The following is a 15824-nucleotide window of genomic DNA, read 5'->3' as shown; positions in this document are numbered from 1 at the left end:
CACCACCCACCACCCACTGCCCACAATCAAACCCCCACCACCCACCGCCAACAACCCACCGCACAAACAAGATCCCCAACGGCCCAGACCAATCCAATCCAATCCAGCCACAACCGAACCGGCGGCCGGGGAACTTATTCGTCGTCCTGGTCCGACGCGGTGGTCACGGACGTGATGTCGGGCAATTCGCTCAGGACGGCGGTCAGGTCGGGGATCGAGCCCGGGCCCTCCAGCACGAGCGTCACCACTGCGTTCCACGGGCCCCGCCCGCTCCGCACCGAAGCCTCGTCGCGGTCTCGGTCGCGGTCTCGGCGCTCGTCGCGGCCGCGGTCGGAGTCGTCCGGGAGGAATTCGCGTTCGACGTTGACTTCCAGGACGGCGAAGCCGCGCTGGGTGCATTCCACGAGCACTCTCCGCAGCGCGCCGCGTCCGTCGCGGTAGATCAGGCGGATGCGGGTCCGGTCGGCGGGGCGGAGGCGGTCGAGGGGGAGACGGCGGGTGAGCGTGCTCAAGCCGTAGACGACCAGGAAGTGTCCGAGGGTGCCGGCGATCGCCAGCAGCCAGAGCCCGCCGCCGGCGGCCATGCCGACCGCCGCCGTCACCCAGACCACGGCGGCGGTCGTCAGGCCGCGGACGGCGTCGCGGCGGACGAAGATGAGGCCGCCGCCGATGAAGCCGATGCCGGAGACGATCTGCGCCGCCACCCGGGACGGGTCGAACGCGACGGGGCCGGGGGCGTGCTGGAAGCCGTACTTGCTGACCAGCATGAACAGTGCCGCGCCGACGCCGACGAGGGTGTGCGTGCGCAGGCCGGCGCTCTTGTTGCGCAGGCCCCTTTCCAGGCCGATGCACGCGGAGAGCACCAGGGCCAGCAGGAGTTCGCCGATCTGCAGGAGTCCCTGGCCTGCCACTGGTTCCTCCGTTTCGGTGGCCGCCCCCGGCGAGCGCCGGGGGGCGGCCGTGCGAGTCAGCGGGCGGTGGGGAAGGCCATGTCGCCGGCGGTGGGCGCGGTCTGGGGCTCGGGCCAGCGGGACGTGATCGCCTTGGCGCGGGTGTAGAAGCGGACGCCCTCCGGCCCGTGGATGTGGGTGTCGCCGAACAGGGACGCCTTCCAGCCGCCGAAGGAGTAGAACGCCATCGGCACCGGGATGGGGACGTTGACGCCGACCATGCCGACGTGGACGGCGCGCTGGTAGCGGCGGGCGGCCTCGCCGGACGAGGTGAAGATCGCGGTGCCGTTGCCGTGCGGGTTGGCGTTGACGAGGGCGATGGCGTCGTCGAGGGTGTCCGCGCGCAGGACGATCAGGACGGGTCCGAAGATCTCCTCCTGGTAGGCGGGCAGGTCGGTGGCGACGTGGTCGAGGAGGCTGGGTCCGGCGAAGTAGCCGGGGCCGGGCAGCCCGCGGCCGTCGACGACGACCTCGGCTCCGGCGGCCTGCGCGGCGTCGACGTGGCCGGTGACGCGGGCGAGGGCGTCCGCGCTGATCAGCGGGCCCATCTCGGTGCCGGGGTCGGCGCCGGGGCCGACCTTGATGGCGCGGGCGCGGTCGGCGAGCCGGGCGACGAGGGGGTCGGCGGCGGCGCCGACGGCGACCGCGACGGAGATCGCCATGCAGCGCTGGCCGGCGGAGCCGTAGGCGGCGGCGGTGATCTGGTCGGCGGCGAGGTCGAGGTCGGCGTCGGGCAGGACGACGGCGTGGTTCTTGGCGCCGCCGAGGGCCTGGACGCGCTTGCCCGCGGCGGTCGCGGTCTCGTGGACGTGCCGGGCGACGGGCGTGGACCCGACGAACGACACCGCCGCGACGTCCGGGTGCCGGATGAGGGCGTCGGCGGTCTCGCGGTCGCCGTTCAGGACGTTGAACACGCCGTCCGGCAGGCCCGCGTCGGCGTACAGGTCGGCGATCAGGGCGGACGCCGACGGGACGCGCTCGCTCGGCTTCAACACGAACGTGTTCCCGCAGGCGATCGCGATCGGATGCATCCACAGCGGGACCATGACGGGGAAGTTGAACGGGACGATCCCCGCGCACACACCCAGCGGCTGCCGGAACGAGTACGCGTCGATGCCGGACGACACCTGGTCGGAGTACTCGCCCTTGAGCGCCTGCGGGATGCCGCAGGCGAACTCGACGACCTCGCGGCCGCGGACGATCTCGCCGCGCGCGTCGTCCAGGACCTTGCCGTGCTCGGCGGTGACCAGCCGGGCCAGCTCGTCCTCGTGCCGTTCGAGCAGGTCGCGGAAGGCGAACATGATGCGGGCGCGGCGCGCCTGCGACACGTCCTGCCAGCTCTCGAAGGCCCTGGCGGCGGCGGTGACGGCCGCGTCGACCTCGGGTCCGCGGCCGAGGACGACCTCGGCGACCGGCGTGCCGGCGGCCGGGTCGTGGACGGGCGCGGTGACGCTCCCGCCGACCTGGACACCGCCGATCCGGTGCTGAATCAGGCTCATGGCTTCCTTTCAGAGATGGCGGCGCTGGGCCTGCTTGGCCTCGGCGTAGCGGGCGCGGGCGTCGCGCGTCTCAGTGCGTGCGGAGACCTCGGCGACGGGGACGTCCCACCAGGCGTCGCTGCCGGGGGCGGGGGCGAGCGGGTCGGTCTCGACGTGCACGACGGTGGTGCGGGGCGAGGCGATCGCCTTGCGGAGCGCGGCGCGCAGCTCTTCGGCGCCGGACGCGCGCAGCACGTCCGCGCCGAGGCTGGCGGCGTTGGCGGCGAGGTCGACGGGGATGGGGTCGCCGTCGAGGCCGGTGCCGGTGCGGACGCGGTGCCGGGTGCCGAACCGGGCGGCGCCGACGCTCTCGGACAGGTTGCCGATCGAGGCGTACCCGTGGTTCTGGACGAGGACGACGACGAGCTTGATCCCTTCGGCGACGGCCGTGGTCAGCTCCTGCGCCATCATCAGGTACGAGCCGTCGCCGACGAGGACGAAGACCTCGCGGGACGGGTCGGCCATCTTCACGCCGAGCCCGCCGGCGATCTCGTAGCCCATGCACGAGTAGCCGTACTCGACGTGGTAGCCCTTGCGGTCGCGGGTGCGCCAGAGGCGGTGCAGGTCGCCGGGCATCGACCCGGCCGCGCAGATCACGACGTCCCGCGGCCCGGACTCCTCGTTGACGATGCCGATGACCCGCGACTGCGCGGGCAGGGCGCCGTTGTCGAACCCGTAGGCGTCGTCGACGACGGCGTTCCACCGCGCGGTCAGCGAGCGCGCGTTCTCGCGGTGTCCGGACGGGACCGTCCAGCCGGCGAGCGCTCCGGTCAGCGCCGTGAGCGCCTCGCGGGCGTCGGCGACAACGGTGGCGCCGCCGAGCTTGAACGCGTCGGACCGCGCGACGTTGATGTTGACGAACCGGACGCCGGGGTTCTGGAACAGGCTGTGGGACGCGGTGGTGAAGTCGCTGTAGCGGGTGCCGATCCCGATGACGACGTCGGCGTCGCGGGCGAGCGCGTTGGCGGCGGTCGAGCCGGTGGCGCCGATCGCGCCGACGGCGGACGGGTGGTCCCAGGGCAGGGCCCCCTTGCCGGCCTGCGTCTCCGCGACCGGGATGCCGGTGCTTTCGGCGAACGCGGCCAGCTCGCCGGTCGCGCCGGAGTAGATGACCCCGCCGCCCGCGACGATCAGCGGGCGTTCCGCCGCCCGCAGCGCCGCGCACGCGTCCTCCAGGTCGCGGGCCTCCGGCAGCGGGCGCGGGATCCGCCACACCCGCCGCGCGAACAGCTCTTCCGGCCAGTCGTACGCCTCGGCTTGCACGTCCTGCGGGAGCGACAGCGTGACGGCGCCCGTTTCGACCGGATCGGTGAGGACGCGCATCGCCGCCAGCAGCGCACTGGGCAGCTGCTCGGGCCGGTTGATGCGGTCCCAGTACTTCGACACGGGCTTGAAGCAGTCGTTGACCGAAATGTCGTGCGACCGCGAGTCTTCGAGCTCCTGCAAGACGGGGTTGGCGACGCGCCCGGCGAAGATGTCCCCGGGCAGCAGCAGAACCGGCAGCCGGTTGATGGTGGCCAGCGCCGCACCGGTGACCATGTTCGTCGCGCCCGGCCCAATGGACGTCGTGCACGCCAGCGTGGACAGCCGGTCGTTCATCCGGGCGAAGCCGGACGCCGTGTGCACCATGGCCTGCTCGTTACGGGCCATGTAGTACGGCATCTCCTCGCCGTACTCCAGCAACGCCTGCCCGATGCCGGCGACGTTGCCGTGCCCGAAGATGCCGAAGCATCCCGGGAAGAAGCGCTGCTCCTCGCCGTCCCGCTCGGACCACTGCGCCGCCAGGAAGCGCACCAGCGCCTGCCCGACCGTCAACCTCATCGTCTTCTCCTTCACCGTGCCCCCCTCACCATGCGGCCGTCGCGGCTCATAGGGCGTCCACCGCCGCGTCGACCGCTCCCGCGACGTCGCCGTCCTTCGGGTACAGCAGCGACCGTCCGACGATCAGCCCGCGCACGGTCGGCAGCCGCAGCGCCCGCCGCCATCCGTCCAGCGCGGCGCGCGGGTCGTCGGCGACCTCGCCGCCGAGCAGCAGCGCGGGCAGCGTCGAGGCCGCCATCACCCGCTCCATGTCCGGGACGACGGGGACCTTCAGCCAGGTCCGCGCCGACGTCGTGCCGAGCGCGGACGCGATCGAGATCGCGCGGATCATCGCCTCCGCGGTCAGCACGTTGCGGACGCGGCCGTCGACGCGGCGGGAGATGAACGGCTCGACCATCGCCATCAGCCCGTGGGCGGCGAGCGCGGACACCGCCCGCGCGCACCCTTCGAGGGTGTCCGCGGTGGCGGGGTCGGCGTCGTCCACGCGCAGCAGCACCTTGCCGCCGTCCAGCCCGGACGCCGCGATCGCGTCCGCGTCGTAGGCGGTGAACCGGTCGTCGATCTCGAAGGACGCGCCGGCCAGCCCGCCGCGGTTCATCGAGCCGATGACGACCTTGCCGTCCAGGACGCCGAGGAGCAGCAGGTCGTCGATGACGTCGGGCGCGGCCAGCACGCCGTCCACGCCGGGGCGTTCGAGCGCGGTGCAGAGCCGGTCGAGCAGCTCACCGCGGTCGGCCATGGCGAGCGGGTCGCCGGCGGCGGCCAGCGCGCCGCGCGCCGGATGGTCGGCGGCCACGATCATCAGCCGGCCGGTCGCGCCGAGCGGCGCGTCCCGCCGGATCCGGCGGGACGCCGCCTCCGCGACGGCCTCCGGCCGCAGCACCCGGGTCTCGGTCAGCGCCGCGATCCGGGCGCGGGCGGGCGACGCCGCCCGGGTGTCCACGCTCATGCCGGGATCCCGGCGAGGAAGTCCAGGCACGCGCGCACGTCCGCGGCCGGGCCGGCGCCGTCCTCGGGCTCGCGGTCGAGGATCGTGTCCTGTTCGAGGACGTACCAGCCGTCGTAACCGGCGCCTTCCAGGGAGCCGACGATGCCGGCGATGTCGATGTCGCCGCCGCCGAGGGGCCGGTAGACGCCCTTGCGGACGGCGTCGGTGTAGGCGATCCGGCCGGCCTGGACGTCGCCGGCGAGCCCGGCGTCCACGTCCTTCAGATGGACGTGCGCGATGCGGTCCGGGACGCGCGCCGCCAGCTCGCCGGGGTCGACGCCGCCGATGAGCAGGTGCCCGGTGTCGAGGCAGAGCGGGACGCGGGAGCCGTCCAGCACCCGCTGGACTTCGTCGGACCGTTCCACCATCGTGCCCACATGGGGATGCAGCACCGCGCGCACACCGGACTCGGCGGCGAGCGCGGCGATCCGGTCGAGGTTGGCCAGCAGCGCCGCCCAGCCGGCGGCGTCGAGCGCCGGGCGCTCGTCGTAGCCGTCCAGCCCGTGCACGGCGGCGAGGACGAGCGTCATGCGGTCCGCGGGGGCGGCCGCCTTGGAACGTTCCACACCGAATCCGGCGAGGGTCCGCCGGACCTCGGGCAGCGGGTCGCGGCCCGGGTCGTGCAGCACGACCGGCGCGAACCCACCGAGCGGGCGCAGCCCGTGGGCGGCCAGCAGGTCCGCGCGCTCGGCGGCGCCGGCGGGCAGGAAGCCGTCCGGCCCGAACTCGGTGGCGGCGAGACCGAGCGCGCCCATCTCCGCGAGCACCCGCGCGGGCGCCATCTGGTGCCCCCAGCCGGGGACCTCGCACACCCCCCAGGAGATCGGCGCTCCCGCGACGCGGTCTTTGATCATCGGCACTCCATCCCGGTGAAAGGCGACGCCGGCGCCGCGGCCGGCCCCGCCGAGTCTGCTGAAGCCGGCCGCGGCATGTCAAGACTTTGTCCTGACATTATGAGGTAAGGAGGTTCGGCCAATCGCGGAGTATCATCCGTTCCGGAGCCCGCGAACGACCGGGACGGAGGGAGCCGGCGTGTACCGACCGCGCGTGATCGTGGACCGCAGCAGCCCCGTCCCGCTCTACTACCAGCTGGCGAGGCAGCTGGAGGCCGCGATCCAGGCCGGCGAGCTCACGCCCGGCACCCGGCTGGAGAACGAGCTGGAGATCGCCGAGCACTGCGGGCTGTCGCGGCCGACCGTCCGGCAGGCGATCCAGCACCTGGTCGACCGGGGGCTGCTGGTGCGCAAGCGGGGCGTCGGCACGCAGGTCGTGCTGCCGGAGATCCGCCGCCCCGTCGAGCTGACCAGCCTGCACGACGACCTGGCGGCGGCGGGCCGGGAGCCGCACACCGAGGTGCTGGAGTTCGGCCCGGTGCCCGCGGACGACCGGGTCGCGAAGCAGCTGGGCGTCGCGGCGGGCGACACCGTGCTGCGGATGCGCCGGGCCCGGTTCACCGGCGGCGAGCCGCTCGCCCTGCTCACCAACTACCTGCCCGACGGCCTGCTCACCGTCACCGCCGACGACCTCACCCGGCACGGCCTGTACGAGCTGCTGCGCGCGAGCGGCGTCAACCTGCGGATCGCCAACCAGTCCATCGGCGCGCGGCGCGCCACGGCGGAGGAGGCGCGGCTGCTGGACGAGCGGCGCGGCGTCCCGATGCTGACCATGACCCGCACCGCCTACGACGACAAGGGCACCGCGATCGAGTTCGGCTGCCACGTCTACCGGGCGAGCCGCTACTCCTACGCGCTGACGCTCGTCGAACACTGACCGGCACGGGCCCGCGCGGCCCGCGCGGGGCATCGGGGAAACCCTTGATCAATTAGAGCGCTCTATTGAATTAGAGCGCTCTAACGCTTACGGTGCAGGGCAATCCCCCCACGAGCGCACCGGAGGAGAAACCCGATGCCCTTCGCCCAGTTCCACCCCCAGCGGCCCCGTCTCGCCGCCGCCGCGGCGACCGCCGCACTGGCCGCCGCCGTCCTGTCGGCCGCGCCGGCGTCCGCCGACGGCGACGAGCTCGCCCAGGTCCACGCCCGCCTGGAGACCCCGGCCGTCTTCGACGACGACGCGGGCGGCAACGCCAACGCCGACGACCCCGCGATCTGGAACCACCCGAGCGACCACGCCGGCGACCTCGTCGTCACCACCCTCAAGCAGGCCGGCCTGGCGGTGTACGACGCGTCCGGGCACGAGCTCCAGCGGCTCGCCGCGCCCGCGCCGCCCCGCGACGGCGACGAGCCCGGCCGGTTCAACAACGTCGACCTGATCTACGGCTTCCGCCTCGGCGGCCGGACGGTCGACCTCGCCGTGGTCTCCGACCGCGGCCGCGACACCGTCCGCACCTACGCCATCGACCCCCAGGCCGCCCTGCGGCACCGCGCGCCGCTCACCGACGTCACCGACGCCGCCGCCCCGTTCGTGTTCGCCTCGTCCCTCGACCAGGTCAACGACCAGGAGACCGCGTACGGGATCGCGTCCTGGAAGGACGGGCACGGCACCTCCTACGCCGCGCTCAGCCGCCGGCACACCCCGCGCGTCGGGATCGTCCGGCTGGAGGCGACGGCCGCCGGCAAGGTCACCTACAAGCACGTCCGGGACGTCGACCTGCCCTCGTCGTTCGCGCTGCCGGGCGGCGGCAGCTGGACGCCGTGCGAGGACCCGGGACGCGGCCCGCAGGTCGAGGGCATGGTCGCCGACGAGGAGCACGGCGTGCTGTACGCCGCGCAGGAGGACGTCGGCATCTGGCGCATCCCGCTGGACGGCGGCGCGCCCCGGCTCGTCGACAAGGTCAAGGACTTCGGCGTCCCCGCGACCTACAACCCCGAGACGGACGAGTGCGAGGTCAGCGGCCCCGACCCGGGCGCGGGCGGCAAGCACATCGCCCCGGACGCCGAGGGCCTCACGATCTACCACAAGGACGACGGCGAGGGCTATCTGCTGGCCTCCAGCCAGGGTGACAACACCTTCGTCGTCTACGACCGCGAGGGCTCCAACCCGTACCTCGGCCACTTCCGCGTCGCGCCCGCGGGTGCCGTCGACGGCTCCGAGGAGTGCGACGGCGCGATGGTGACCAGCGCCCGCGTCGGCGACTTCAAGAACGGCCTGCTGGTCGTCCACGACGGCTTCAACGCGCCCGACCAGACGGGCGCGGACGGCGAGGTCCGCACGAACACCAACTTCAAGTTCGTCGACTGGAAGGCCGTCGCCGACCCCCTCGACCTGGACATCACCCCGGGCGACTGGGACCCCCGCGACTGACCCTCTTCGTCGAGCCGCGGCGAGTCGTCGTTATGGCCCGTGTCATGACGGCGGCTCGCCGCAACTGAACGTGCGGGCGGTGGAGGGCTGGTTGGATCGGCTCAGCCCACCGTCCGTTTTTGGAGATCCCGACCATGGCCCATCCGACCCTGGAAGACGTCGCCGCGCGCGCTGGGGTGTCCCGCGCGCTCGTGTCGCTGGTGATGCGCGGCTCGCCCAAGGTCGGCAAGGAGCGCCGCGAAGCCGTGCTGAAGGCGGCGGACGAGCTGGGCTACCGGCCGAACGCGATGGCGCGGGGCCTGGCGGCCGGACGCACCGGGATGGCCGGGGTGCTGGCCGCCGACCTGCACGATCCGCTGTTCGCCTCGGTCCATGACGGGCTGGCGGAGGAGGCGGCGCGGCGCGGCGTCCGGCTGCTGCTGGTCGGCGGCGACGGGCGCCCGGCGCGAGAGCGGGCCGCGCTGGGCGAGCTGCTCGACCTGCGGCTGGACGGGCTGCTGCTGGCGGGGCCGAGGATCGCGGCGGCGGAGATCGAGCGGGCCGCGGCCGGGGGTCCCGTCACGGTGGCGGGACGGTCGCTGCGGTCGGCCCGCGTCGACTGCGTGACCGGCGACGACGCGGCGGCGGTGCGGCTGGCCGTGGAGCATCTGGCGGGGCTCGGCCACCGCCGCGTCACGTTCATGGACCTCGGCCGCTCGCGCCTGGAGAAGGCGTTCGGAGCCGCCGTGGACGAGGCCGGGCTCACCGCCGTCCAGGACGTCCCGTGGCGGTCGCCCGGAGCCCCGACGGCCGTTCTCGCGCTCGGGGACGCGACCGGGACGGCCGCGCTGACCGCCCTCCACCGCGCCGGGCTGGACGTGCCCGGCGACGTCTCGCTGATCGTCCACGGTGACGCGCCCGGAGCGGCGGAAACGGGCGTGACCACGGTCGGGGCGCCGCCCCGCGAGCTGGGCCGGCTGGCGATGGGCGCCCTGCTCGACCGGATCGGCGCCGGCGGGACCGGGGAGGGACGGCGCATCACCGTCCCTCCCGTCCTGACCGAACGCGCCACCACCAGGGCGCTCACACCAAGCCACTCACACCATGACACTCACACCATGACGCGCAGCCCCGGCACCGCGAGCGAGATCGGCCCGGCGTAGACCTCGCGGGCGGCCCGCAGGGCGTCGAGCGGGTCGGCCCACGGCCGCAGATGCGTCAGGACCAGGTGCCCCGCGCCCGCCTCCCGCGCCAGGCCCGCCGCCTGGGCGGGCGTCAGGTGCGTCTCGGCGGCGCCCGGCGTGCGCACGGACGCCGCCGCCTCGCACAGCAGCACGTCCGTGCCCCGCGCGAGGTCGAGCAGCTCGCCGCACTCCCCCGAGTCGCCCGAGTAGGTGAGGCTCGCCCCGTCCGCCTCCACCCGCACCGCGACGCCCGGCACCGAGTGGACGACCGGCGCCGTCGTGACGGTGAGCGGCCCGAACGGGCGCGGCTCGGCGGGCGGCGTGCGCCAGTCGAGCGCGCCCGCGTACGCCGGCGGCGCCGCCGGGTTCACCACGTGCGCGGACGTCCCGGCGGGCGCGGTGACGGGCAGCCGCTTCTCCGCGCCGCGCCGGTCCCGCAGGTAGGCGAGCGGGATCAGGTCCGAGTAGTGGTCGCGGTGCGGGTGGCTGACCACGACGGCGTCGATCGCGCACGGGTCGGCGTAGCGCTGCAAGGGGCCGAGCGCGCCGGTGCCGAGGTCGAGCAGCAGCCGGAACCCCGCGTGCTCCACCAGGTAGCAGGAGCACGCGGCGTCCGGCCCCGGGACGGTCCCCGCGCAGCCGACGACGGTCAGGATCACGCCATGATCCGGGCGACCAGGTCGGCGACGGCGCCCGCCGCGCAGTCGGCGACCACGACGTCGGCGGCGGCGCGGACGCCGGGGTCCCCGTCGCCCACGGCCGCGCCGAGCCCCGCGGCCTGGATCATGTCCAGGTCGTTGGGGTTGTCGCCGATGGCCGCGATCCGGTCCATCGGCACGCCGCGCAGCGCCGCCAGCTCGCGCAGCGCCGTCCCCTTGGTCGCGCCCGCCGGCAGCACCTCCAGGTAGGTGGCCTCCGACCGGACGAGCGTGACGCCGGTCCCCGCGTCGGCGGCGAACCCGGCCAGGGTCGTGCCGGCCGCGTCGACCAGTTCGGGCCGGTCGCAGATCAGCATCACCTTGATGATCTCGTCGAAGGGCAGCACGCCCCACGACCCGATCCGCGCGAGGGTGATGCGGTCGCGGCGGGCGTACTCGGCGAGCGCCGCCGACTCCGCGCGCACGTGCGCGCGGCCGTCGCTGAACGCGACCGGCCACACCCCGTCCGGCATCTCCTCGAACAGCAGCGTCAGCCGCGCCCACGCCGCCGCGCTCAGGCACCGCCGGTACAGGACGGCGCCCGTGCCGAGGTCCACGATGCGGGCGCCGTTGTAGAGGATCGCCGGGGTCGCGAGGCCGAGCTCCCGGTAGTAGGGCAGCGCCGACTCCTCGCTGCGCCCCGTCGCGACGACCACGCTGCCGCCCGCGCCGGTGAAGCGGCGCAGCGCGGCCAGGTTCGCGTCCACGATCCGCAGGTCGCGGCCGACGAGCGTGCCGTCGAGGTCGGTGACGATCCACTCGGCCGTCCGCACGCCGGTGGCGCTCACCGGCTGCCCGCCGGGGCGAGCCCGGCGATCTCCGACAGCACCGACCCGGCGAGGTCGAACCCGCCGACGCACGCGACGTAGCCGGGCGCGTCCCAGTCGTCCCCGCCCGGCTCCCCGCCGAGCGGCAGGTAGGTGCCGCCGGCCTGCCTGACCAGCAGCAGCCCGGCCGACACGTCCCACGCGTTGACGGACGTGCCGTACGCCGCGGCCGCCCAGCCCGCCGCGACGTGCGCCAGGCTCAGCGCCGCGCTGCCCGGGCGCCGCACCGTCGCGAACGACTCGACCAGCCGCGCGTAGTCGCGCAGCGCCGCGTCGCCCGCGCGCTTCAGTTCCCGCGCGTTGGGGTAGCCGGTGACGATCACGCCGGTCCGGTCCTCCGCCGCGCCGACGGAGCGGATCGGCTCGCCGTTGCAGGTGGCGCCGCCGAGCGAGGCGGTGAACATGTCGTCGCGGACCGGGTCGTACACCACCCCCGCGACGACCTCGCCGCCCGCGACGGCCGCGATCGAGGTGCAGAAGAACGGCAGGCCGGTGGCGAAGTTCGCCGTCCCGTCGATCGGGTCGACGTACCAGCGGACGTCCCCCTCCGCGCCCCGGACACCGCCCTCCTCGCCGACGACGACGCTGCCGGGCGTGTGCTCGGCGAGCACCTCGCGGATCGTCTCCTCGGCGGCCTTGTCGTGCTCGGTGACCGGGTCGTGGAAGTCGCGCTTGACCGCCACCTCGGGGCGCGATCGGAACGCTCCACGCAGCCGGTCGCCGGTCGCGCGCGCCGCGGTCTCGGCGATCCGCGCCAGCTCCGCCGACTCGGGCACACCGATGCCCTTGCTGTTCATTCGTCTCCTTCGGCAGCGTTGGTGAGCAGGTCCAGCAGCCCGTGGCCGTCGTCCACGACGGCGTCGGGCCGGTAGCGGACCTCGTACGGGACGTCGTAGGTGCCCTTGGCGACCATCAGCACGTTGCCGCCGACGCCGGCGCGGTGCCCGCACACCACGTCCCGGTCGAAGTTGTCGCCGACGTACCAGGCGTCCTCGGCCTCGACGCCGAGCGCGCGCGTGGCGATCCAGATCATCTCCGGGTTGGGCTTACGGACGCCGGCCTCGTCGCTGTAGACCTCGATCGCCAGCTTCCCCGCCAGGCCCGTCGCCTCGGTGTAGTCGCGGTGCACCGCCCCGGACAGGGCGTTGCTGACGATCCCGCAGGGGATGCCGAGCGCGGCGGCGCCGTCCAGCAGCTCGGGGATGCCGGGACGGGTGCGCCGGTCCTGCCGCAGCTCCCCCATCCGCTTGCACAGCGGGGCGGCGTGCGCGACGACGAGCTGCCGCGCGGACGCGGGCCAGTCCGCGGCGACGTAGTCGCCCCAGAACCCGGTGTGCGTCATCTCCGGCGGCGCGAAGGGCCGCGACATCGCGTCCTTCCAGCACTTGTCGGCGGCGGCGCCCGCCTTGATGTCGGTCTCGACGGCGGCGGCGTCGAGCTCGTGGCAGCCGGCGCGGGACAGCAGCGCGTGCACCTCCTTGGCGAGCGCCGCCGACCAGCCCGGCCGCCGGGACGTCTCGACCAGCACGCCGCCGAAGTCCAGCAGCAGCGCCCGCGGCCTGCGCATCGCCCGTCCCGAGAGGCGGTGGTCCTCGCTCACGAGGCGGCCCCGCGGACCGGCGCGGCGGCCTCGTCCCAGGCGGCCATCCGGGTGCCGTCCTCGCCGAACAGGTGCAGGGACTCCGGGCGCGCCCAGCAGCGCACCGCGTCGCCCGGCCCCGCGCCCGGGTCCTCGTGCGTGATCGCGAACAGCCGGGCGTCGTGCGCGCGCAGCCCGACCGTCCAGCTCGGTCCCGTCGGCAGGACGGTCTCGATGACGGCGTCCTCCGACCAGGCGGTGTCGGGGACGGCGTCGCCCGGCGCGGCCAGCCGCAGCACCTCGGGACGGACGCCGAAGCAGCCGACCGCGCCGAAGTCGCCGCGCTTCTCGGCGAACCGCTGCAGTGACGAGGCGAGCCCCGCCTGCTCGCCGGGCACCATGTTCATCGGCGGGCTGCCGACGAACTCGGCGACGAACCGGTTCGCGGGCCGCTCGTACATCTCCATCGGCGGCGCGACCTGCTGCAGCTCGCCGTCGCACATCACCGCGATGTGGGTGGCCATCGTCATGGCCTCCATCTGGTCGTGGGTGACGAACACGACGGTCGCGCCGGTCTCGTCGTGGATGCGCTTCAGCTCGGTGCGCATCTCCAGCCGCAGCCGCGCGTCGAGGTTCGACAGCGGCTCGTCCAGCAGCAGGACGTCGGGGTCGACGGCGAGCATGCGGGCGAGCGCGACGCGCTGCTGCTGCCCGCCGGACAGCTGCGAGGGGTAGCGGTCCGCGCATTCGGCCACCTGGACCTTCTCCAGGGCCTCCATCGCGCGGGCCTTGCGCCGCTCCGCCGGGACCTTGCGCATCCGCAGCCCGAACTCGGTGTTCCCGCGCACGGTCAGGTGCGGCCAGAGCGCGTAGTTCTGGAAGACGAGCCCCATGTCGCGCTTCTCCGGCGGGACGTAGACGCCCTTCTCCACCGAGTCGAGCACCCGCTTCCCCACGGTGATCTCACCGAGCGTCGGCTGCTCCAGCCCGGCGATCATCCGCAGCGTGGTCGTCTTCCCGCACCCGGACGGCCCGAGCAGGCAGGTGAACGAGCCGTCGGGGATGGTGAGGTCGAGGTCCTTCACCGCCGCGTGCCCGCCGGCGTAGTTCTTGACCACTCCGCTGAGCGTGATGGTCGGCATTGATCAACCTCCGATGCCCGAGGCCAGGCTGCTCTTGGTGAGCCGCTGGGCCAGGTAGGTCATGGTGAACGAGACCAGCGCGATGACGAGCACGACGCCGTTCGCGAGCTGGGTGTAGCCGTAGTCGACCAGCCCGATCGAGAGCGTGGTCAGCAGCTGGGTGCCCGAGGTGGTCAGCATGATCACGATGCTGAGCTCCTTCAGGCCGGAGATGAACGGCAGCACCACGCCGGTGACGAGCGCGCCGCGCTGGATCGGGATGATGATCCGCAGCATCCGGGTCGGCCACCGCGCGCCGCTGATCTGCGCGGCCTCCTCCGGTTCCCGGCCGAGCTGCATCATCGCCGCGATCCCCGACCGGGACGAGTACGGCAGGTGCGTGATGACGAGGACGAGGACGAGCAGCGTGATCGTCCCGTAGAGGGCGGGGACGGGGCCGCGCCGCACCGCGAACAGCGACAGGCAGGCGGCGGCGAACGCGATGCCGGGCACGAGGTAGGGCAGGAACGACACCTGCCGCAGGAACATCGAGACGCGGCTGCCGTCCGAGCGCACCACCACGTATCCGATGAGCAGGCCGAGCAGCCCGCAGACCAGGGACGCCAGGCCGACGATGCGCAGGCTGTTCCAGGCGGCCTCCCACAGTTCACTGCCGCGCAGCACCCCGTGCGGGAATCCGACCGCGCCCGGGATGTCGCTGCCGAACCAGTACTTGAGCGTGAAGTTGTCCGCGCTGAACACGCCGGGCGTCTTGGTGATCGTGGACAGCAGCAGCGTCAGCACCGGGACGATGACGCTCGCCGCGAACACCGCCATGCCGACCGCGAAGGCCGGCCAGCGCCAGCCGCGCAGGTCGCCGCGCCGGTCCATCGCGCCCTTGCCGCCGACGGTGACGAACCGGCGCTGCTCCCGGACGAGCCGGGTGTCGATGAGCACCACCATCACGCCGACCAGCACGATCACGCCCGCGAGCGTGGACGCGACGCCCGTGCTGCGGTCCCGGATCGCGTGGTAGAGGCTGGTCGACAGCACGTTGTAGTCGCTGGGCAGCCCGAGGATGTACGGGGTGCCGAACGTGCCGAGGACGCGCCCGAGGACGAGCAGCACCGCCGACGACAGCGCCGGCATCATCAGCGGCAGCGTGATGCGGCGCATGACCGTCTTGCCGCCGGCGCCGAGGATGCGCGCCGAGTCCTCCAGCTGCGAGTCGATGCGGCGCAGCGCGTTACCGAACAGCAGAAGCACGAACGGGTAGTAGTGCAGCCCCAGCGTCACGATGATCGGCAGCGGACCGTACGCCAGCCAGTCGGGGGTGTGGATGCCGGCGCCCTGCAGGTAGCCGACCTGCCCGCCGGACCCCTCGTTCTTGAACAGCGCCAGCCACGCCAGCGCGAACGTCCAGGACGGCAGCATGTACGGCACGACGAGCGCGGCGGCCAGGAACTTGCGGCCGGGCACGTTCGTGCGCGTCACCAGCCACGCCATGGAACCGCCGACCACCAGCGCGAACGCGATGACGCCGACCGCGACGAACAGCGTGTGCCACAGCGGCTCCCAGAACAGCAGCTTGCTGACGGGCGAGCGGAACACCCGCCACAGGTAGTAGCTCGTCCACGAGCCGGGGGCCTGGCCCGAGCGCGCCTCGTCCCCGTACTGGACGCGGCCCGCGTCGGAGATCACCGACACCAGCGGCGCGATGACCAGATACAGCAGGACGAGGCTCATCAGGATGCCGAGCAGCACGGTGGGATCGCGCAGCAGCACGCGGGCCCGGTAGAGCGCGCGCCGGCCGCGTGACGCCGGCCGTGCGGGGGCGGCGACCGCCATGGAAGGTTCCTCCGGGGTGAGGGGCCCGGC

14 protein-coding genes are annotated in these 15824 nt (G+C 73.9%); 3 read left to right on the top strand and 11 right to left on the bottom strand.

Annotation, left to right across the window (positions count from 1 at the left end):
- Positions 1 to 134: 134 nt before the first annotated feature.
- The 5 genes from ACA514_RS44400 to ACA514_RS44380 are packed head-to-tail and all read right to left on the bottom strand — an operon-like array spanning position 135 to position 6151.
- Complete coding sequence (locus ACA514_RS44400) at positions 135 to 911, bottom strand: MgtC/SapB family protein (RefSeq protein WP_375047509.1); 777 nt, start codon at positions 909 to 911, stop codon at positions 135 to 137.
- A 56-nt stretch (positions 912 to 967) separates the two neighbouring features.
- Positions 968 to 2449, bottom strand: coding sequence for a CoA-acylating methylmalonate-semialdehyde dehydrogenase (locus tag ACA514_RS44395; protein WP_375047508.1), 1482 nt, complete (start codon positions 2447 to 2449; stop codon positions 968 to 970).
- Positions 2450 to 2458: 9 nt separating this feature from the next.
- Positions 2459 to 4309, bottom strand: a complete 1851-nt coding sequence (gene iolD / locus ACA514_RS44390) for a 3D-(3,5/4)-trihydroxycyclohexane-1,2-dione acylhydrolase (decyclizing) (RefSeq protein WP_375047507.1) — start codon at positions 4307 to 4309, stop codon at positions 2459 to 2461.
- A gap of 46 nt (positions 4310 to 4355) precedes the next feature.
- Entirely contained in the window at positions 4356 to 5258 is a 903-nt protein-coding gene (locus ACA514_RS44385; RefSeq protein ID WP_375047506.1) for an aldolase, read from the bottom strand.
- Positions 5255 to 6151 (bottom strand): TIM barrel protein, encoded by an 897-nt coding sequence (locus ACA514_RS44380; protein ID WP_375047505.1) that lies wholly within the window; start codon positions 6149 to 6151, stop codon positions 5255 to 5257. The genes ACA514_RS44385 and ACA514_RS44380 overlap by 4 nt, the downstream gene beginning before the upstream one ends.
- Before the next feature lie 178 nt (positions 6152 to 6329).
- On the opposite strand from ACA514_RS44380, the gene ACA514_RS44375 reads away from it, so the two are divergent.
- The 3 genes from ACA514_RS44375 to ACA514_RS44365 all read left to right on the top strand — a co-directional run bounded on the left by ACA514_RS44375 (position 6330) and on the right by ACA514_RS44365 (position 9700).
- Positions 6330 to 7067 carry a GntR family transcriptional regulator gene (locus ACA514_RS44375; RefSeq protein WP_375047504.1) on the top strand — a complete coding sequence of 246 codons (738 nt, stop codon included), beginning with the start codon at positions 6330 to 6332 and terminating at the stop codon, positions 7065 to 7067.
- Positions 7068 to 7202: 135 nt separating this feature from the next.
- Complete coding sequence (locus ACA514_RS44370; protein WP_375047503.1) at positions 7203 to 8558, top strand: phytase; 1356 nt, start codon at positions 7203 to 7205, stop codon at positions 8556 to 8558.
- A 134-nt stretch (positions 8559 to 8692) separates the two neighbouring features.
- The gene (locus ACA514_RS44365) at positions 8693 to 9700 is read left to right on the top strand and encodes a LacI family DNA-binding transcriptional regulator (protein ID WP_375047502.1); all 1008 of its coding nucleotides are present in this window, start codon (positions 8693 to 8695) and stop codon (positions 9698 to 9700) included.
- Here ACA514_RS44365 and ACA514_RS44360 read toward each other — a convergent pair.
- The 6 genes from ACA514_RS44360 to ACA514_RS44335 are packed head-to-tail and all read right to left on the bottom strand — an operon-like array spanning position 9649 to position 15794.
- Positions 9649 to 10380 carry an MBL fold metallo-hydrolase gene (locus ACA514_RS44360; protein WP_375047501.1) on the bottom strand — a complete coding sequence of 244 codons (732 nt, stop codon included), beginning with the start codon at positions 10378 to 10380 and terminating at the stop codon, positions 9649 to 9651. The two genes, ACA514_RS44365 and ACA514_RS44360, sit on opposite strands and share 52 nt — an antisense overlap.
- Complete coding sequence (locus ACA514_RS44355) at positions 10377 to 11207, bottom strand: Cof-type HAD-IIB family hydrolase (protein WP_375047500.1); 831 nt, start codon at positions 11205 to 11207, stop codon at positions 10377 to 10379. Before ACA514_RS44355 ends, ACA514_RS44360 begins: the two co-directional genes overlap by 4 nt.
- Positions 11204 to 12043, bottom strand: a complete 840-nt coding sequence (locus ACA514_RS44350; RefSeq protein ID WP_375047499.1) for an inositol monophosphatase family protein — start codon at positions 12041 to 12043, stop codon at positions 11204 to 11206. The genes ACA514_RS44355 and ACA514_RS44350 overlap by 4 nt, the downstream gene beginning before the upstream one ends.
- Complete coding sequence (locus tag ACA514_RS44345) at positions 12040 to 12846, bottom strand: HAD family hydrolase (protein WP_375047498.1); 807 nt, start codon at positions 12844 to 12846, stop codon at positions 12040 to 12042. Before ACA514_RS44345 ends, ACA514_RS44350 begins: the two co-directional genes overlap by 4 nt.
- Positions 12843 to 13967, bottom strand: a complete 1125-nt coding sequence (locus ACA514_RS44340) for an ABC transporter ATP-binding protein (RefSeq protein ID WP_375047497.1) — start codon at positions 13965 to 13967, stop codon at positions 12843 to 12845. Before ACA514_RS44340 ends, ACA514_RS44345 begins: the two co-directional genes overlap by 4 nt.
- Before the next feature lie 3 nt (positions 13968 to 13970).
- The gene (locus tag ACA514_RS44335) at positions 13971 to 15794 is read right to left on the bottom strand and encodes an ABC transporter permease (protein WP_375047496.1); all 1824 of its coding nucleotides are present in this window, start codon (positions 15792 to 15794) and stop codon (positions 13971 to 13973) included.
- Between the last annotated feature and the right edge of the window lie 30 nt (positions 15795 to 15824).

The organism is Actinomadura sp. NTSP31, assembly GCF_041951385.1.
Classification (GTDB): Bacteria; Actinomycetota; Actinomycetes; order Streptosporangiales; family Streptosporangiaceae; genus Spirillospora; species Spirillospora napierensis.
Note: the sequence above shows the minus strand (reverse complement) of the source record. Positions and strands in the feature narration are given on the sequence as shown.